The following is a 16,865-nucleotide window of genomic DNA, read 5'->3' as shown; positions in this document are numbered from 1 at the left end:
TCTCCTCGGGCCGGTGGGCGCCGGGGTAGCCGAGGGTCGCGCTGTCCTCGCCCCAGGACAGTCCCGTCATGGCCCACCAGGGGAGGACCCCGCGGCCCCCCCCCCCCCCCCCGCCGGCGCCGAGGGAGACGACCGAGCGCCCGGCCGGAGCGAAGCGGGCGAGGACGACGAGGGCGCCGCCGCCCCGGGCCAGCGCCGAACCGAGACGTTCCTGCGCGCGGGTCAGCCGCCGGGACCGGGCGATCGCCCGGTCCAGACGGGGGCCGCCGCGCCAGGCGAGACGCCAGGCGACCAGGTCGCCCAGGACGGAGGCGGTGGCGGCGCACAGGGTCAGCGCCAGGACGTCGGGGACCTCGGCCGCCGTGCCCGCGGCCGCCGCCGTGGCCGCGGCGATCACCAGGACCCCGCTGGGCAGGACCGGCAGGAAGACGTCGAGCAGGACCGACAGGGCCACCGCCGCGTAGATCCATGGGCTGCCGACCAGCGACCCGAGACTGTCCACCCGAACTCCCCGTGCTCCCCCGTGGGTCAGACCGTGCCGCGGTGTCGCGGGGGGAGCGGCAGGAGTGACCGTTGACAGCCATACAGCGTACGCGGGGTGTGTGACGGAAAGGTCACGGGGGGTTCACGCACCCGGTGCCGGGCGTTCCCGGGAGGACCGGAGGGCCCGGGGATCCGCCGTCCCGCGCCGGGGGCGTGAGGAGGGTGCCCGTCCCCGCCCGGGGAGGACGACCCTCCGGTGCCGGGCGGGCCGGTCAGACCGCCACGGGGGGCTGGTCCGCCGTCCGCTTCCCCTCCGCCGGCGAGCGCCTGGCGAACAGCCGGTCCAGGCCGAGGGCGCCGGAGCCGGTGAAGACCAGCAGGAACATCGCCCAGCAGTACAGGGCCGCGCCCTCGCCGCTGTTCTGGATCGGCCACAGCGCCTCGGGCTGGTGCACCTTGAAGTACGCGTACGCCATCGCGCCGGACGCCAGGAACGCGGCGGCGCGGGTGCCGAGGCCGAGCAGGACCAGGCCGCCGCAGACGAGTTCGATCAGGGCCGCGTACCAGCCGGGCCAGGTGCCGATCTCGACGGTGCCGCCCCTGCCGTCCGTGCCGCCGAGCGCGCCGAGCAGGTGGACGGCGCCGTGGCAGGCGAACAGCAGGCCGACGACTATGCGGAACAGGCCCAGGGCATAGGGCTGGGCGCTGTTGAGGCGTTCGGTCATGTGGGGGTCTCCTTCGGTCGAGCCGACCCCCGGGCGGGGCCGGTCCAGGGGGACGGAACCGAGTCGGAGCCCCACGTTAGGCACCCCTAACCATTACTTGCAAGTTCAACATTCGGCCGTGGAATCGCTCCGGCTCGCGGCGGCCGCCGGTCCGTCACCGCACGTCAATACGGCCGCCACCCCGCCGTGGTGCTCAACGGCGTGACCGAATGCACACCTCCTTGCACAGGCGGCTCACAGGTTCGCCGGCGGTCACCGGCTCAGCCAGGTCTTCGTCACCGTCCTCAGGCGCGCCCCGGCCTCGTCCTCCTGGGTGTGCTCCAGCCGCAGCATCGCCGTCCGCCCCCGGGTGGTCAGCGTCATGAGCTGGTTGCCGAACCACGGCCCGCCCGTCTTGCGCCAGGTGACCGGCGGCCGGGGGAGGCCGGCGTGCCGCGCGAAGACGCCGCCGAGCCGCCGGGCGGCGGCGCTCCAGCCGAAGCGGAAGCCGATCCTCATCGACCGCGGGATGGAGTTGTGGACGGGGGAGCAGGTCAGCTGCGCCACCCGGGCGTCGGGCCCGGCCCGCCCCGGCCAGCTCGGCTCGGCGACGTAGGCGTGGTGGACGTCCCCGGAGAGCACGCACACCGTCGCCGGGGCCCCGGGGCCCGTACCGGCCTCGGCGATCAGCTCCGCCAGGCCGGCGAAGGACTCCGGGAACGCCGCCCAGTGCTCCAGGTCCGCCGCGCGCCGCAGCTTCTCCCCGAGCCGCGCCCAGCGGGCGCCCTTGTCGCCCCGGCACAGCACGGAGCTCCAGCCCTCGACGTCGTGCACCAGGTGCGGCAGCAGCCAGGGCAGGGACGTGCCGATGAGGAGGTGGTCGTAGGAGCCGCGGCCGTCGAGGACCTGCTCGCGCAGCCAGGCCGCCTCTCCCGGGTCGAGCATGGCGCGCTCGCCCTCCGCCAGGACGCGGGCCGCGCGGCTGTCCACCATCAGCAGCCGCACCCGGCCGAAGTCGCGCCGGTAGCTCCAGCGCACGGTGGTGGCGTCGGCCTCGGCCCGGGAGGCGAAGTCGCGCAGCGCCTCCGTGCCGTCGGGACCCTCGCGCACGGCCGCGTACAGCGGGTCCGCCGCCAGCTCGGCGGGGGAGAGGTTGCCCAGGTGCTGGTACACCCAGTACGACATCAGGCCGCCGAGCAGCCGGTCGCGCCACCAGGACGTGGCGCGCATGTCCTCGACCCAGGAGGCGGAGGTGTTCCAGTCGTCGATGACGTCGTGGTCGTCGAAGACCATGCAGCTGGGGACGGTGGAGAGCAGCCAGCGCACCCGCGGGTCGAGCCAGGACTCGTAGTAGAGGCGGGTGTACTCCTCGTAGTCGGCCACCTGGCCGCCCGGGGGCTCGTCCAGGTCGCGGCGGGAGGCCAGCCACGCGCGGGTGGCGTCGGAGGTCTCGTCGGCGTACACCTGGTCGCCCAGGAGGAGCAGGACGTCGGGCCGTTCGCCGTCCGGGTCGGCGGCGATGCGCCCGGCCAGGGTGTCCAGGGCGTCGGGGCCGATCGGGTCGTGCTCGCCGGTGGGCGGGGAGGCCCAGCGGCAGGAGCCGAAGGCGACGCGCACGCGGTCGCCGGGGCCCGGGGCGGGGATGACGGAGGGCGGCAGGGGCGGGGAGGGGTCCTCGGCGGGCGGCCACACCCGGGTGCCGTCCAGGAACACCTCGTAGGGCGTGGCCGTGCCCGGGGTCAGGCCGGTCACCCGGACGAGCGCGTAGTGGTGCCCGGCGACCCGGAAGGTGCCGGACGTCCCGCCGGCCCCGTCCGCGCAGCGCACCTCGGCGGTGCCCGGGCCGCTCGTCTCGACCCAGACGGTCGCGGACGAGCCGTCGACGTACCTCAGCAGCGGTCCGAGCCGCAGTCCGGCCATGGGTGCCCCCTTCCTCCGTCGCCACGTACGGTACGCAGCGACGGAGGCGCCGGGGAGGTCGCGACACTCAGCAGTTGGCGAGGTGGCCCTGCAGCGCGGACTTCTCGGCGGAGTCGACCGACAGGCCGTAGTAGTACTTCACCTGCACCCAGGCGCGGGCGTAGGTGCAGCGGTAGGCCGTGCGCGAGGGCATCCAGGTGGCCGGGTCCTGGTCGCCCTTGGACTGGTTGACGTTGTCCGTGACGGCGATGAGCTGCGGGCGGGTCAGGTCGTTGGCGAAGGCCTGGCGCCGGGAGGTGGTCCAGGAGCCCGCGCCGGAGTCCCAGGCCTCGGCGAGCGGCACGAGGTGGTCGATGTCGACGTCGGAGGCGGCGGACCAGGTCGCGCCGTCGTAGGGGGAGTACCAGCTGCCGCTGGTGGCGGCGCAGGAGGAGTCGGTGACGACGTTCGTGCCGTCGCGCTTGAGGACGGTCTCGCGGGTGTTGCAGGTGCCGCTGACGGTGCTCCAGTGGGGGAAGAGGTCGCGGCTGTAGCCGGTGCGGTTCTCCGGGGCCACGGGGAGGGTGGCGAGGTAACCGCGGGCGGTGGCGGCGCTGACCGGGGTGGGCAGGGCGGCGGAGGCGCTCGGGCCGTTGAGCAGCCCGAGCGAGGCTATGAGTCCGGTGAGCGCCGCGACCGTGCCGACCCGTCGACGCGCGTAGAGCTTCGGCATGCGAACTCCCTTGTGGAGTGGGGGCGTTGGAGTGCGAGCAGGGAAATGCTCACCGCTCCGGATGGCGGGGAGGGGTGTGTCCGGTAAGAAGTTAGTGACGCGGCCATGACACGTCTATGGTTGACGTGTGAAACTTCCGCGCCCGGGGCCGGCGGGAGGTTCGCGTACCATGGACGGCGCAGAAGGGGAGTAGCTCTTCGCCGGACCGTCGACACACTGCTCAGCCCGCCTGAGCCGGCGCCCGGAGGCGGACCTCGCGACGCGGGGCCGGCCAGCGAGACCTTCGGCAAGCAGTGCAGGTCCGCGCCGTGCGGCGCGGACTCCGTGTGCGCTGCCGTGCCGAGGTGTCCCGCGACAGCGCACAGCACTCTCGGTGGGGCGGCCCCGACCGATTGAGGAACCGTTGATCAGCCTGACCGTGACGGCCGTCACCTTCGGCGTCGTCTTCCTGGCCGAACTGCCCGACAAGACCGCCCTCGCCGGTCTCGTCCTCGGCACCCGCTACCGCGCCTCCTACGTCTTCGCCGGCGTCGCCGCCGCCTTCGCCCTGCACGTCGCGCTGGCGGTGGCGGCCGGAAGCGTGCTCACGCTGCTGCCCCAGCAGCTCGTGCACGCGCTCACGGGCGTGCTCTTCCTGGGCGGCGCGGCGATGCTGCTGCTGAAGAAGGACGAGGGCGAGGAAGAGATCCGCAGGCCGGAGAACCAGAGCTTCTGGAAGGTCTCCGGAGCGGGCTTCATGCTGATCCTGGTCGCCGAGTTCGGCGACCTGACCCAGATCATGACGGCCAACCTCGCCGCCCGCTACGAGGACCCGCTCTCCGTCGGGCTGGGCGCGGTGCTCGCGCTGTGGTCGGTGGCCGGGCTCGGCATCGTCGGCGGGAAGGCGCTGATGAAGCGGGTCCCGCTGAAGCTGATCACGCGGATCGCGGCGCTGCTGATGCTGGGCCTCGGCGTGTGGAGCCTGTGGGAGGCGGTCACCGGGTGACGGGGGGCGTGCGGGCCGGCCCGGGCGGCGGGGGACCGAAGTCCCGGTGAACGATCGGTGCAGACGGTGGCGGGATGCCGGGTTTGTTTTGTACCGTGGAGGAACAAAGTGGTCCCCGCCCGTTTTCCCTGACCGGCGGGCGGGGCCGCCTTGTCCCCCGGCCCCGGGCCCGGCACCTCCCGGGCGCCGCGCCCGACGGCCCCTCGGGCCCCGGCCCGAGCCCCTCCCCGCGCCCTGGAGCTGCCGATGACGGCCACCGTCGTACTCACCGCCCGCGCCCTCCTGCTGGACATGGACGGCACCCTCGTCAACTCCGACGCGTCGGTCGAACGCGTCTGGCGCCGCTGGGCCGAACGGCACGGGCTCGACGGGGACGAGGTCATGAAGGTCGTGCACGGACGCCAGGGGCACGCGTCGATGGCGCTGCTGCTGCCGGACCGGCCCGCGGAGCAGAACCACGCGGACAACGCGCGCATGCTCGCCGAGGAGACGGCGGACACCGAGGGGGTCGTCGAGATCCCGGGCGCCCGCGCGTTCCTCGCCGCGCTGAAGGGGCTGCCGCACGCGCTCGTGATCTCCGCCGACGTCGCCCTGTCCACCGCCCGGATGGCCGCCGCCGGGCTGGACCTGCCCGCGGTGCGGGTGACCGCCGAGTCCGTCGGCGCGAGCAAGCCGCACCCCGAGGGCTTCCTGAAGGCCGCGGCGGAGCTGGGCGTCGACCCCGCCGACTGCGTGGTCTTCGAGGACTCCGGTGCCGGCATCGCCGCGGGCCGCGCCGCCGGGATGCGGGTCGTGGGCGTCGGCCCGCGGGCCGGCTTCCACGCGCCGGACGCGGTCGTGCGGGACCTGACCCGGGTGCGCGTGGAGGCCGGCCCCGGGGGCACGATCCGGCTGCACGTGACGGAGCGGCCCGGGCGCGCGGGGGCGTGACCCCGCCCGCGGCCCCCGTGCGGCCGCCTACGGCTCCCGGGTCTCCGACTCCAGCCGGGCACGGGTCCCGGGACCGTACACGCCCAGCTCGCCCTGGAGGCCGCGGGTCCACTGGTAGGCGCGCAGGGCCTCCTCCGTGCGGCGGTTGAACCGGCCGTCGGCCTCCTCGTTGTACAGGTACAGCTGGCGCAGGCGCAGCTGCAGTTCGGTGACCTCCGGGCCCCGGTCGCCGCGGCTCAGGACGGGAGCGGCGGTGGCCTCGCGGTCGTCCTCGTCCGCCCTCCCGGGGGTGCCGGCGGGCGCGGCGGTCGTGGGGGCCGAGGACGGTCCGGCCGGCTCCGACGGGCTCGGGCCGGTGCTGGACGCCGAGGGCGAGGGGAAGGCCGACGGGCTCGCGTCCGCGCTCGCGGAGGCCGGCTCCGACGGGGAGGCGGAGGCGGAGGCGGAGGGCGGCGCGGCAAAGGACGCGCTCGTCGCCGGCGCCGCGGACGGCGGGGCGGACGAGAGGTCCGGCACACCCGCCCTGATGTCCTGCGGCGGCGCGCCGTCCCGGGACGGCGGCTCGTAGGAGAACAGCCCGCTCGCCCACCCGGCCGCGCCCACCACGGCGACGACGGCCCCGGCGGCCGCGAGCAGGCCGGTGCGGCGGCGCCGGCGCGGGGGAGCGGCGGCCGGACCGGCGGCGCCGTCCCCGGCCGGGGCGGGCCCGGACGGGTGCGGGTGTCCGGTCGCGAACAGGTCCAGGTCCGTGGCGCTCGGCTCGGTGGTGGGCGGCGCGAGCGGTGTGGGCAGGACGGGGGCGGAGTGCCCGGCGCGCGGCGCGCCGGACGCGCCCGGAGCGTCCGCGGCGTCCGGGGGGACGGCGCGCAACCGCACGGTCGCGTCGGCCGCGTGCGGCGTCCCGGACCCCGCGGGGGCGTCCGGCGCGCCCCGCGCCCCCGGCTCCCGCTCTGCTTCCCGCTCGCCCCGCGGTCCGGCCCCCGGCGCACGGCCCGGCGCGCCGCCGGCCGGTCCGCCGTCCAGCTCGACGTACGGCCGGATGCGCAGCGGGTCGAAGTCCTCCGCCGCGGCCGCCTCCGCCGTACGGGCGTCGCGCAGGGCGTCGGACGCGCGGAGGGTGCAGGCGCAGGACGGCGTGTTGTCCCGGTGTCTGGGCGCGCCGCACTCCGGACACGGGTTCCCGTTCGGCTGCTCCACGTGCCGCCCCTCCCCTCGCGAACTCCAGAGATTATGCAGATCTTCTTCACAGTCCGGTCCGCGTGCCCCCGGAATGGAGACTTCCGCCGGGGCTCGACAGGCCATAACGGGTCACACCGATCACGATGGAGGGTGAAGACGAGAACCTGTGGAGGTCTTCATGGCCGGGGACGCGCACGGAACGACGCCGGAGGCGGGCGACGCGCGGCCCGCGCCGGGCGCCGGACCGCCGGCCCCCGCCGCCGGCGGTCCGGAGCAGGTGTCCGGCAACGTCCTGCTCTCGATCGGCGTGCTGCTGCTCGGCCTGCTGCTCGCCGCCCTCGACCAGACCATCGTGGCCACCGCGCTGCCCACCATCGTCAGCGAGCTGGGCGGCCTGGAGCACCTGTCCTGGGTGGTCACCGCCTACCTGCTGGCCTCCACCGCCGCCACCCCGCTGTGGGGCAAGCTGGGCGACCAGTACGGGCGCAAGAAGCTCTTCCAGACCGCCGTCGTGATCTTCCTGGTGGGGTCGGCGCTGTGCGGCACGGCGCAGGACATGTTCCAGCTGATCGCGTTCCGCGCGCTCCAGGGACTGGGCGGCGGCGGGCTGATCGTGCTGTCGATGGCGATCGTCGGGGACCTCGTCCCCCCGCGTGAACGCGGCCGCTACCAGGGCCTGTTCGGCGCGGTCTTCGGCGCGACGAGCGTGCTCGGGCCGCTGCTCGGCGGCCTGTTCACCGAGCACCTGAGCTGGCGCTGGGTGTTCTACGTCAACCTGCCCCTCGGGATCGTCGCGCTCGCCGTGATCGCGGCGGCGCTGCACATCCCGCGCAGGTCGACGAAGCACGTCATCGACTACCTCGGCACCTTCCTCATCGCCTCCGTCGCCACCTGCCTGGTCCTGGTCGCCTCCCTCGGCGGCACCACCTGGGACTGGGGCTCGCCGCAGATCGCCGGGCTGGCGGTGCTGGGCGCCGTCCTCGCCGCCGCCTTCGTGGCCGCCGAGCGGCGGGCCGCCGAACCGGTGCTGCCGCTGAAGCTGTTCCGCGTGCGCACCTTCACGCTCTCCGCCCTGATCAGCTTCGTCATCGGCTTCGCCATGTTCGGCGCGATGACCTACCTGCCGACCTTCCTCCAGGTGGCCCAGGGCGTCTCCCCGACCGTGTCCGGCGTGCACATGCTGCCGATGGTGGCCGGCGTGCTGCTGGCCTCGACCGGGTCCGGGCAGATCATCAGCCGCACCGGCCGCTGGAAGGTGTTCCCGATCGCGGGCACCGCCGTCACCACCCTCGGGCTGCTGCTGCTCCACCAGCTCGACACGCACAGCTCCGCCGCCGTGCTGAGCCTGTTCTTCTTCGTCTTCGGCTTCGGGCTCGGCCTGGTGATGCAGGTCCTGGTGCTGATCGTGCAGAACGCCGTCCCCTACGAGGACCTCGGCGTCGCCACCTCCGGCGCGACCTTCTTCCGGTCGATCGGCGCCTCGTTCGGCGTGGCCGTCTTCGGCACGGTCTTCGCCGCCCGGCTCGACGACAAGCTCACCGACGCCCTCCGCGGCGCCCCCCTCCCGCCCGGCGTCTCCGCCGACGCGCTGGAGGCCGACCCGCGCGGCATCGGCGCCCTGCCGCCCGCGCTGCGCGCCTCGGCCACCGACGCCTACGCCTCCGCCATCACCGACGTCTTCCTCTACGCCGCCCCCGTCGCCGCCCTCGCCTTCGTGCTGGCCTGGTTCCTCAGGGAGGACAGGCTGCGCGCCTCGGTCACCGCGCCCGACGGCACCGAGACGCTGGCCAGCAACCCCGTGGAGCGGTCGTCGTACGACGAGGTGTACCGCGCGCTGTCCCTGCTCGGCACCCGGGAGGGACGGCGCGAGGTCTACCGGGAGATCACCGCCCGCGCGGGCTACGACCTGCTGCCCGCGGCGAGCTGGCTGCTGCTGCGGATCAGGAGGTACGGCACGGTGGAACCGGCCCGGCTCGCCGAGCGCGGCACCGTCCCGCTGGACGTCGTCATCGAGGCGGCCCGCCAGGTCGAGGTGCGCCGCCTCGCCGTGCGCCGGGGCCTCGACCTCGTCCTGACCGACGAGGGGCGCGAGGCGGCCGAGCGGCTGGCGCGGGCCCGGGAGGAGTCCCTGGCCGGACTGCTCGGCGACTGGTGGGGGCCGGACCGCCCGACCGACCTCGTGCGGCTGGTGCACGAGCTGACCGGCGAGCTGTGCGGCGCGCAGGGCGAGCGCCCGCACCGCGAACGCCGGGTCACCCGGGCCGGGTGACCCCGGCCGGCCGACTCCGGACCGGTGGGGTCCGGTGACTGTTTGTGGGCGAATCCTCGGGCAACCCGGTGGATGAACCGGCTCGAGAGGAGTGCCGGCCTGGCCGAGAACCCGGAAGGCATCCATGTCCACTGGCCTGATCATTGCTTTGATCGTGATCGCCGCGCTCGTCGTCGCCGGCGCGGTCTTCCTGACCCTGCGCGCCCGCGGCCCGCGGCACGGCGCGAACCTGAAGCGGCGCTTCGGGCCCGAGTACGACCGGGCCGTCGCCCGGCACGACGGGGACGTCAAGGCCGCCGAGCGGGAACTCGCCGAGCGCGTGCAGCGCCACGGCGACCTGCGGCAGCGGCCCCTGGAGCCCGCCGAACGGGAGCGCTACGAGGCGCGCTGGACGGCCGCGCAGGAGCGGTTCGTCGACTCGCCGGGCGAGGCGCTCGCCGAGGCGGACCGGCTGCTCGCCGAGCTGGCCGGCGCGAAGGGCTTCCCCGACGGCGGGCACTACGAGGACCAGCTCGCCGCGCTGTCCGTGCACCACGCGCACCACGTCGAGGGCTACCGGCGCGTGCACCGCGTGGCCCAGGCGCGCGCCGGGGGCGCGCACGACGGCGGCGCGGGGACCGAGGAGATGCGCGAGGCCATGGTCGAGGCCCGCGCCCTGTTCGACGAACTGATCCACCCGTCCGCCCACGACCGCGGACGCCACCGCGCCGCCGCGGACGACGGGCACAGGTCCCCGGCCGGCCGCGACCACCGCACGACGTCGGTGTTCCACCGTCACCAGACGAAGGAGAGCTGAGCGACATGCCCGACACGACCCGACGCACCGACGGCGGACTGCCCCCGGAGGGCACCCGCGCCGCTCCCGGCGCCGGCGCCGGCACGGCCCCGGACGTCCCCGGCGCGCCGAGCACGTCCGGCACCCCCGGCACCCACCGGGACGCCTTCGGCACCGGCGAGGACGCGGGCCGGGACCCCGGCCGGACCGCCTCCGACCGGACCGCCTCCGACCGGACCGCCTCCGGCGCGGGCGGCGGGAGCCCGCTGGTGGCCGCCCACCCGCAGACCGGCGGCACTCCCGGCGGCACCCCGGACGGCGGCACCGCGCACCACGGCGCGGAGCGGACCGGCGGGGGACACGACGGTCCGGGCCACGACGGCGCGGACGCCGCGGCCCCCCGTCACCGTCTCCTCCGGCACGACGACACCGACAAGCTCACCGCGCGGCTGCACCACGCCGTGGCCGGGTTCGTCGACGGGCCGCGGGGCGCCGTCGAGGAGGCCGACCACGTCCTGGAGGAGCTCACCGCGCGCCTCACGGAAGCGGTGAACGAGCGGCGCCGCACCCTGCGCCACTCCTGGCGGGCGGGCGAGGCCGGCGACGGCGCGGGCGTCGCGGCGACCGACACCGAGCAGCTGCGCCTCACCCTGCGGGACTACCGGGAGCTGGCGGAACGGCTGCTACGCGTCTGACCCGCCCGCCGCCGCCCGGCGCTCCCGCCACTGCCGTACGACGTCCTCGACGTCGTACGGCTTCTTGCCCAGCGGGGGGCCGGGCGGCGGTTTGAACATCATCTCGCGGATCCGGTCGTTGATCTCCGTGAGGATCCTCCGCACGATCCGCTCCGAGGGGGCCGCCAGGGCCGCCTCCAGCGCGTCCTCGGCCTCCTTGCGCAGGGCCAGCGCCGGCGGGAGCACGGAGAAGCCCTCGCGGGCCATCTTCCGCTTGACCCACCACAGCTCGTCGTAGGCGGTCTCCACGTCACGGGGGAGCGGCCTGCCCGCCCCCGGCAGCCGCTCGAACTCCCCGCGCGCCTCCGCGTCGCGGATCTGCTTGTCGACCCAGGACTCGAACTCGACGCCGGGTGGCTTCCGCTCGGTCATGGGGCCATTGTGCCGGACACCGCGCAGTCGGGCGTTTTATCATGCGGCGGCAGCGAGCCGATCCGGCCGCGCGCCAGGACGCCTCAGGAGGAGCGCACGTGCTCGAACTCACCATGGCCGCCGTCTCCGCGGCGGAAGCGGGCGCCACGGCCGGCATGCTCATGGCCGACGCGCCCAGCGAGCCGGGCGCCGTGGTGCGGGTCGGCCGGGACAGGTCGGTGTGCCGGCTCTCCACGCCGGACGACTGGCTGTTCGTCTCCCGGGTCCACCTGGAGTTCCAGTGCCTGCAGGACGGCTCCTGGCAGCTGACCTGGCTGCGCGGCTCGCTGCCCGAGCCGTCCTCGGAGGTGCGGCTGACCGTCGGGGAGCACGTCCACCCGGTGCCCTACGGCGGCACCGTGGCGCTGCCCCGGGGCGGCAGCGGCGAGGTCGTCATCCAGGACCGCACCGCCCCGCGCAGCGTCAACGTGGGCTTCTACCACGAGGCGTGAGGCGCCGGCTCACGCCAGCACCCGGGCCAGCGCGAAGCCGTCGTGGTCCTTGGCGCCGACCGTCTGGATCGCCGTACCGCTCAGCCGCGGATGGCTGCCGATCAGGTCGAGCGCGGCGCGGGTGCCCAGCGTGTCCGGGTCGGTGGCGTCCGGGTCCGCCACCCGGCCGCCCCGCACCACGTTGTCCAGGACGATCAGGCTGCCCGTGCGGGTGAGCCTCAGGGACCACTCCAGGTAGTGCGGGTTGTTGGCCTTGTCCGCGTCGATGAAGACGAGGTCGAACGGGGGCGGGTTCTCGTCGGCGAGCCGGGGCAGCGACTCCAGCGCCGGGCCCACCCGCACCTCGACCTGCCCGCCGAGTCCCGCGCGGGCGATGTTGCGGGTGGCGACCTCGGCGTGCCGGGGGTCGTGCTCCAGAGAGATCAGCCGTCCGTCGGGCGGGAGGGCGCGGCCCATCCAGATGGTGCTGTAGCCGCCGAGCGTGCCGATCTCCAGGACGTGCCGGGCGCCCTGCACCCGGGCGAGGAGCTGGAGCAGCTTGCCCTGGGCCGGCGCGACGGCGATGGGCGGGAGACCGGCGGCCTCGCTGTCGCGCAGGGCGGCCGCCAGCGCGTCGTCCTCGAGGGCTTCGGGCAGGACGTGGGCGGTGAGGTAGTCGTCCACGTCCCGCCAGAGCCGCGGCTCGCGCATGCGCCTGCACCTTCCGTCCGTCCGGTCGGCCGGCCCGACCGGTGGCGCTGACGAAGATAGTGGCGCCCGGGCCCACCGTCGGGGGATTTCCCGCCGGTGCCCTCAGCGTGTCCCGGACGGCTCCAGCGACGGCGCCGAACCGGGCAGCGGGCGTCCCGCCGACTCCGCCATGCGCCACACCGCGAACCCGCCGACGACGGCCGCGCCCATCATGTAGTAGGCGGGCATCATCACGTCGCCGGTCGCGCCGATCAGGGCCGTGACCACCAGCGGGGTCGTGCCGCCGAACAGCGACACCGAGACGTTGAAGCCGATCGACAGCGAGCCGTAGCGCACGCGGGTCGGGAACAGCGCCGGGAGCGCGGAGGGCATGGCCGCGGTGAAGCACACCAGCAGCAGGCCGAGGGCGCCCAGGCCGGCGGCGACCGCGAGCAGGCTGCCCTCGCGGATCAGCAGCAGCGCCGGGACGGACAGCACCAGGAACCCGGCGCACCCGGCGGCGATCACCGGGCGGCGGCCGACCCGGTCGGTCAGCGCGCCGACGAACGGCTGGACGACCATCATCAGCACCATCACGCCGAGGACCACGAGCAGGCCGTGCGTCGCGTCGTAGCCCAGCTCGCCGGTGAGGTAGCTCGGCATGTACGACAGCAGCATGTAGTCGGTGACGTTGAAGACCAGCACCAGGCCCACGCACAGCAGCAGCGCGCGCCACTGGCCGGTCACCATCTCGCGCAGCGGCACCTTCGGGCGGTCGCGCTCCGCCTTCTCCGCCTCGGCCGCGAACGCCGGGGTCTCCTCCAGGCGCGTGCGCAGGTAGAGGCCGATGACGCCCATCGGGCCCGCGATCAGGAACGGGACGCGCCAGCCCCAGGAGAGCAGGTCGTCCGGGGAGAGCAGCGCGGTCATCAGGGTGACCAGGCCCGCGCCGGCGACGTACCCGGCGAGCGTGCCGAACTCCAGCCAGCTGCCGAGGAAGCCGCGCCGCCGGTCGGGGGCGTACTCGGCGATGAAGGTGGAGGCGCCGGCGTACTCGCCGCCGGTGGAGAAGCCCTGCACCAGGCGGGCGGCCAGCAGCAGGATCGGGGCGCCCACGCCGATCGCGGCGTAGGACGGGATGAGACCGATGGCGAGGGTGCCCGCCGCCATCATGATCATGGTGAGGGCGAGGACCTTCTGCCGCCCCACGCGGTCGCCGAGCGGACCGAAGACCAGGCCGCCGAGCGGGCGGACCAGGAAGGCCGCGGCGAAGGCGCCGAACGTGGACAGCAGCTGGGCGGTGGGGTCGCCCGAGGGGAAGAAGACCTTGCCCAGCGTGACCGCGAGGTAGCTGTAGACGCCGAAGTCGAACCATTCCATCGCGTTGCCGAGCGCCGCCGCCTTCACGGCGCGCCGGACGAGCGCGGGGTCGGTGACGGTGGGGGCTGCGGGGCCGTGCTTCCGCGACGTGGACGAGGACGGGGGAGCGGCGACTGAGGCAGTCGACAAGACTTCGCTCGCCTACCTTTCGACGGGGACGGGGACGGGTCCGCGCGGCGGCGCTGTCGCTCGGGCCGAAAGGCGACGATAGGCGCACTTGTCCCGTTCACGGACGGTATGCGTTTAGCTGCATGTAGCACCTGAATGCGGTGTGGGCAGGGCCGCAGCACCTCTCGGCGGCGCCCCGGCCGGCCGTCCGCTGTGACGCATGTCGCGCCGGCGGGACGCCGCCCGGCCCCCGCGGTCCGCCGCCGTCCGGACGAAGACGTGCGGGGCGTCAGGTGGCACGGACGCCACCTGCGTCTCTGTCCAGGGGCGGTGCGGGCCTCATAAGGTTCGCAGGATGAACCCCGCGTACGGGACGTGCGGGTGAATGGGGCGGGAGGCCGACGGGGCGTGGCGAATGCGGAGCACAGCGGGCGACCGGCGAAGGCGGCGTTCGGGGGGACGGCCGCCGGGGGCACCCAGGCACGGCTGCGTGCGGCGCGCCTCGGACTGTGGCTGCTCGCCGCCGTCCTGGCCGTGCGGCAGGTGGCCGTCGTCCTGAGCTCCCCGCGCGGGGAACGGCTGACGGACCTGGGGACCTGGGTGGGCCCCGACGGCGTGCTGCGCGTCGGCGGCTCCCTCTACGACTCCACCCGCTTCACCGGCACCCCCTTCGGCGGGCTCGTCCTCAAGCCCCTCGCCCGCTCGGCCGAGGAGGCCCTCGGCTGGGGCTGGACCTTCGGCACGCTGCTGCTGGTCGCCGCCCTCGGCGTGGTCGCCGCCCGCGCCCTGCCCCGGCCGGTCGGCCGGCGCACCGCGCTGCTCGCCGTCCCGGTCGCCACCAGCCTGCTCATGCTGTCCCTGCCGGTGCGCAACACCCTGTGGCTCGGCCAGACCAGCATCATCCCGGTCCTCCTCGTCCTGCTGGGCTGCTTCGTCGTGCGCGGGCAGCGGGCCGGCGGCGTCCTGATCGGCGTCGCGGCGGCCCTCCAGCCCACCCTGCTGCTCTTCGCGCCGCTGCTGTGGTTCACCGGCCGCCGCCGGGCCGCCGCGACCGCGGGCCTCACCTTCGCCGCGGCCACCGCGCTCGCCTGGACCGCGCTGCCGCAGGACTCCCGCACCTACTGGGTGCACCACGTGGCGGGCGCCGGCCTGGGCGGCCCCGCGGACGACCTCGCCAACCAGTCCCTGCACGGCGCCCTGCTCCGGCTCGGCCTGGAGGGCCCCGTCGAGACCGGCCTCTTCCTGCTGCTCGGCGCCGCCGTCGTGGCCCTCGGCCTGCACCGCGCCGTCCACTACGCCCGCGACGGCCAGATGCTGCTCGCCGTCGCCGTCACCGGCTGCGCCGCCCTCGCCGTCTCCCCGACCGCCTGGCAGCACCAGCTGCTGTGGGTGCTCCTCACGGCCGTCGGCCGGGTCGGCACACGCGCCTCCGACCGGCCGGTGTGGCCCGTCGCCGTCGTCCTGGTGATGACGCTGCCGGCCAGGATGATGCTGCCCGACCTGGCCGTGCTGGACCCGCTGCGCGACAACGTCGTCCTCCTCGCCGCCCTGGCCGCCGCGACCGCCGTCCCGTTCCTCTCCCGCACCTCGCCGTACTTCCACTCGCCCGTCCCGACCCGGTACGCCGCCCCGGTCCCGGCCCGCTTCCGGTTCGTCCCGCTGCTGCCGTTCCTGCGCCGGGTGCTCACCCGCCCGAACCTCCTGCTCGAACTGCTGCTGATCCGGGTCACGTACGCCGCGTACTCCAAGGTCCGGCTCGCGGCGACCGGCGGCCGGGAGCGCGCCGAGGAGCACGGGCAGCAGATCCTCGACCTCGAGCGCGTGCTCCGCCTGGACGTCGAGTACGCGGTCAACCACGCCGTGGTGGGGATCGGCTGGCTGCGGAACTTCTTCGACTTCTACTACACGTCGTTCCACTTCGCCGTCCCGCTGGCCGTCCTCGGCCTGCTGTACTGGCGCCGCCCCGTCGACTACCGCTGGGCCCGCTCGAGCCTCGGCTTCACCACCCTCCTCGCCCTGGTCGGCTTCTGGCTCTACCCGCTGGCCCCGCCGCGCCTGATGCCGCACCTCGGGATCATCGACACCGTCAACGGGGTGCAGGACTTCTCCCAGCCCGACTACGGCACCCTCACCGCCCTCACCAACCAGTACGCGGCGATGCCGTCGCTGCACTTCGGCTGGTCCCTGTGGTGCGGGCTGGTCGTCGCGGTCATCGCGCCCAGGACGTGGATGAAGGCGCTCGGCCTGCTCCACCCCCTGTTCACGGCCGCCGCGATCGTCGCCACCGGCAACCACTGGATCCTGGACGCGGTCGGCGGCGCGCTCGTCGTCGGCGCCGGCTTCGCGCTGACGTACCTGCTCCAGGGGCCGCGCGCCCGGACGGCCGCGGCCGGTGGCGGGGTCGGCTCCGGGACCGGTGGCGGCGCCGGTGACGGTGACGAGGCCGGTACCGGGACCGGTGCCGGTGGCGAGGGCGGCGGCGGGGTCGGCGGCGAGCCGCCGGTGCCGGTGAGGGACCGCGCTCCGAGCTGATCCGGCGCCCGCCCGGTGTCCGCGCCGGGAACCGGGAGCCGGGGACCCCGGGGCACGGCGAAGGCGGCGGCCCCGGGGATCAGGGGGCCGCCGCCTTCGGTACGGGGGGCGGGAGCGGGATCAGTACCAGTGGTTGGCCTGCCAGAAGTCCCAGGCGGCGCAGGGGCTGCCGTAACGGCCGTTCATGTAGTCCAGGCCCCACGCGATCTGGGTGGCGGGGTTGGTCTTCCAGTCGGAGCCGGCCGAGGCCATCTTGGTGGCCGGCAGGGCCTGGACCAGGCCGTACGCGCCGCTGGAGGCGTTGGTGGCGGTCGCGTCCCAGTTGCTCTCGCGCTGGACGATCTCCGAGAAGCACCGGTACTGCGCCGGGTCCCCGATCATCTGCTGCGCGGTCGCCCGGGCCGAGCCGGCCGCCGCCGGCGCGGCGTGCGCGGGAGCGGCGGCGATCAGCGTGCCGCAGGCGGCGGCGGCGAGGGCGGCGCCGGCGGCGGCCTTCTTCGGGGCGGCGAGGGAGCGGAGGAGGGAAGCGGCGGACACGGGCGGCCTTTCGGTCGGGAACAGGGGGGCGCGGTGCGCGTGCCGGACGCCGTGCGGTGCGCGGCGGGGCGTGCGCCGGCGCCGC

At 75.2% G+C, this 16,865-nt stretch carries 16 protein-coding genes; 7 read left to right on the top strand and 9 right to left on the bottom strand.

What is annotated here, in order from left to right; genetic code table 11:
• The 4 genes from ACZ56B_RS09365 to ACZ56B_RS09350 form a co-directional block, all read right to left on the bottom strand.
• On the bottom strand, positions 1–502 hold a 502-nt coding region (locus ACZ56B_RS09365; protein WP_468787963.1), incomplete at its 3' end, for a DedA family protein.
• Between the two features lie 253 nt (positions 503–755).
• Positions 756–1,208 carry a DoxX family protein gene (locus ACZ56B_RS09360; protein WP_468787961.1) on the bottom strand — a complete coding sequence of 151 codons (453 nt, stop codon included), beginning with the start codon at positions 1,206–1,208 and terminating at the stop codon, positions 756–758.
• A gap of 252 nt (positions 1,209–1,460) precedes the next feature.
• Positions 1,461–3,107 (bottom strand): alkaline phosphatase D family protein, encoded by a 1,647-nt coding sequence (locus ACZ56B_RS09355; protein ID WP_468787959.1) that lies wholly within the window; start codon positions 3,105–3,107, stop codon positions 1,461–1,463.
• A 67-nt stretch (positions 3,108–3,174) separates the two neighbouring features.
• Entirely contained in the window at positions 3,175–3,819 is a 645-nt protein-coding gene (locus ACZ56B_RS09350) for an HNH endonuclease family protein (RefSeq protein ID WP_468787957.1), read from the bottom strand.
• Positions 3,820–4,222: 403 nt separating this feature from the next.
• Here ACZ56B_RS09350 and ACZ56B_RS09345 point away from each other — a divergent pair, with 403 nt between their 5' ends.
• Positions 4,223–4,804 carry a TMEM165/GDT1 family protein gene (locus tag ACZ56B_RS09345; protein ID WP_468787955.1) on the top strand — a complete coding sequence of 194 codons (582 nt, stop codon included), beginning with the start codon at positions 4,223–4,225 and terminating at the stop codon, positions 4,802–4,804.
• A gap of 246 nt (positions 4,805–5,050) precedes the next feature.
• A complete protein-coding gene (locus ACZ56B_RS09340) occupies positions 5,051–5,734 on the top strand; it encodes an HAD-IA family hydrolase (protein WP_468787953.1) in 684 nt (227 codons plus the stop codon).
• Positions 5,735–5,761: 27 nt separating this feature from the next.
• Here ACZ56B_RS09340 and ACZ56B_RS09335 read toward each other — a convergent pair whose 3' ends face one another.
• Positions 5,762–6,931 (bottom strand): peptidoglycan-binding domain-containing protein, encoded by a 1,170-nt coding sequence (locus ACZ56B_RS09335; RefSeq protein ID WP_468787951.1) that lies wholly within the window; start codon positions 6,929–6,931, stop codon positions 5,762–5,764.
• 160 nt (positions 6,932–7,091) lie between these two features.
• On the opposite strand from ACZ56B_RS09335, the gene ACZ56B_RS09330 reads away from it, so the two are divergent.
• From ACZ56B_RS09330 to ACZ56B_RS09320, 3 genes are all read left to right on the top strand, one after another.
• Complete coding sequence (locus ACZ56B_RS09330) at positions 7,092–9,182, top strand: DHA2 family efflux MFS transporter permease subunit (protein ID WP_468787949.1); 2,091 nt, start codon at positions 7,092–7,094, stop codon at positions 9,180–9,182.
• A gap of 124 nt (positions 9,183–9,306) precedes the next feature.
• Positions 9,307–9,978 carry a hypothetical protein gene (locus ACZ56B_RS09325; protein ID WP_468787947.1) on the top strand — a complete coding sequence of 224 codons (672 nt, stop codon included), beginning with the start codon at positions 9,307–9,309 and terminating at the stop codon, positions 9,976–9,978.
• Between the two features lie 5 nt (positions 9,979–9,983).
• Complete coding sequence (locus ACZ56B_RS09320) at positions 9,984–10,652, top strand: hypothetical protein (protein WP_468787945.1); 669 nt, start codon at positions 9,984–9,986, stop codon at positions 10,650–10,652.
• Here ACZ56B_RS09320 and ACZ56B_RS09315 read toward each other — a convergent pair.
• A complete protein-coding gene (locus tag ACZ56B_RS09315) occupies positions 10,641–11,063 on the bottom strand; it encodes a DnaJ family domain-containing protein (protein WP_468787943.1) in 423 nt (140 codons plus the stop codon). The two genes, ACZ56B_RS09320 and ACZ56B_RS09315, sit on opposite strands and share 12 nt — an antisense overlap.
• A gap of 98 nt (positions 11,064–11,161) precedes the next feature.
• Between ACZ56B_RS09315 and ACZ56B_RS09310 the strand changes: the two genes are divergently transcribed.
• Entirely contained in the window at positions 11,162–11,554 is a 393-nt protein-coding gene (locus tag ACZ56B_RS09310) for an FHA domain-containing protein (protein WP_468787941.1), read from the top strand.
• Between the two features lie 9 nt (positions 11,555–11,563).
• Here the strand turns inward: ACZ56B_RS09310 and ACZ56B_RS09305 are convergent, their stop codons facing one another.
• Together ACZ56B_RS09305 and proP are read right to left on the bottom strand one after the other, a co-directional pair.
• Positions 11,564–12,244 (bottom strand): O-methyltransferase, encoded by a 681-nt coding sequence (locus ACZ56B_RS09305; RefSeq protein ID WP_468787939.1) that lies wholly within the window; start codon positions 12,242–12,244, stop codon positions 11,564–11,566.
• Between the two features lie 102 nt (positions 12,245–12,346).
• Positions 12,347–13,732, bottom strand: a complete 1,386-nt coding sequence (gene proP / locus ACZ56B_RS09300; RefSeq protein ID WP_468787937.1) for a glycine betaine/L-proline transporter ProP — start codon at positions 13,730–13,732, stop codon at positions 12,347–12,349.
• A gap of 387 nt (positions 13,733–14,119) precedes the next feature.
• On the opposite strand from proP, the gene ACZ56B_RS09295 reads away from it, so the two are divergent.
• Entirely contained in the window at positions 14,120–16,243 is a 2,124-nt protein-coding gene (locus ACZ56B_RS09295; RefSeq protein ID WP_468787935.1) for a bifunctional glycosyltransferase 87/phosphatase PAP2 family protein, read from the top strand.
• A gap of 120 nt (positions 16,244–16,363) precedes the next feature.
• Here ACZ56B_RS09295 and ACZ56B_RS09290 read toward each other — a convergent pair whose 3' ends face one another.
• The gene (locus ACZ56B_RS09290; protein ID WP_468787933.1) at positions 16,364–16,780 is read right to left on the bottom strand and encodes an aggregation-promoting factor C-terminal-like domain-containing protein; all 417 of its coding nucleotides are present in this window, start codon (positions 16,778–16,780) and stop codon (positions 16,364–16,366) included.
• Positions 16,781–16,865: the final 85 nt, after the last annotated feature.

The organism is Streptomyces sp. NPDC034670 (genome assembly GCF_055574875.1).
The sequence above is the reverse complement of the archived record's forward strand: the minus strand, read 5'-3'. Positions and strand labels throughout refer to the sequence as shown.

Coding starts and splice junctions, on each gene's coding strand:
- ACZ56B_RS09350 (WP_468787957.1), bottom strand. CDS start 3,819: ATGCCGAAGCTCTACGCGCGTCGACGGGTCGGCACGGTCGCGGCGCTC.
- ACZ56B_RS09360 (WP_468787961.1), bottom strand. CDS start 1,208: ATGACCGAACGCCTCAACAGCGCCCAGCCCTATGCCCTGGGCCTGTTC.
- ACZ56B_RS09320 (WP_468787945.1), top strand. CDS start 9,984: ATGCCCGACACGACCCGACGCACCGACGGCGGACTGCCCCCGGAGGGC.
- ACZ56B_RS09330 (WP_468787949.1), top strand. CDS start 7,092: ATGGCCGGGGACGCGCACGGAACGACGCCGGAGGCGGGCGACGCGCGG.
- ACZ56B_RS09340 (WP_468787953.1), top strand. CDS start 5,051: ATGACGGCCACCGTCGTACTCACCGCCCGCGCCCTCCTGCTGGACATG.
- ACZ56B_RS09305 (WP_468787939.1), bottom strand. CDS start 12,244: ATGCGCGAGCCGCGGCTCTGGCGGGACGTGGACGACTACCTCACCGCC.
- ACZ56B_RS09315 (WP_468787943.1), bottom strand. CDS start 11,063: ATGACCGAGCGGAAGCCACCCGGCGTCGAGTTCGAGTCCTGGGTCGAC.
- ACZ56B_RS09325 (WP_468787947.1), top strand. CDS start 9,307: ATGTCCACTGGCCTGATCATTGCTTTGATCGTGATCGCCGCGCTCGTC.
- ACZ56B_RS09355 (WP_468787959.1), bottom strand. CDS start 3,107: ATGGCCGGACTGCGGCTCGGACCGCTGCTGAGGTACGTCGACGGCTCG.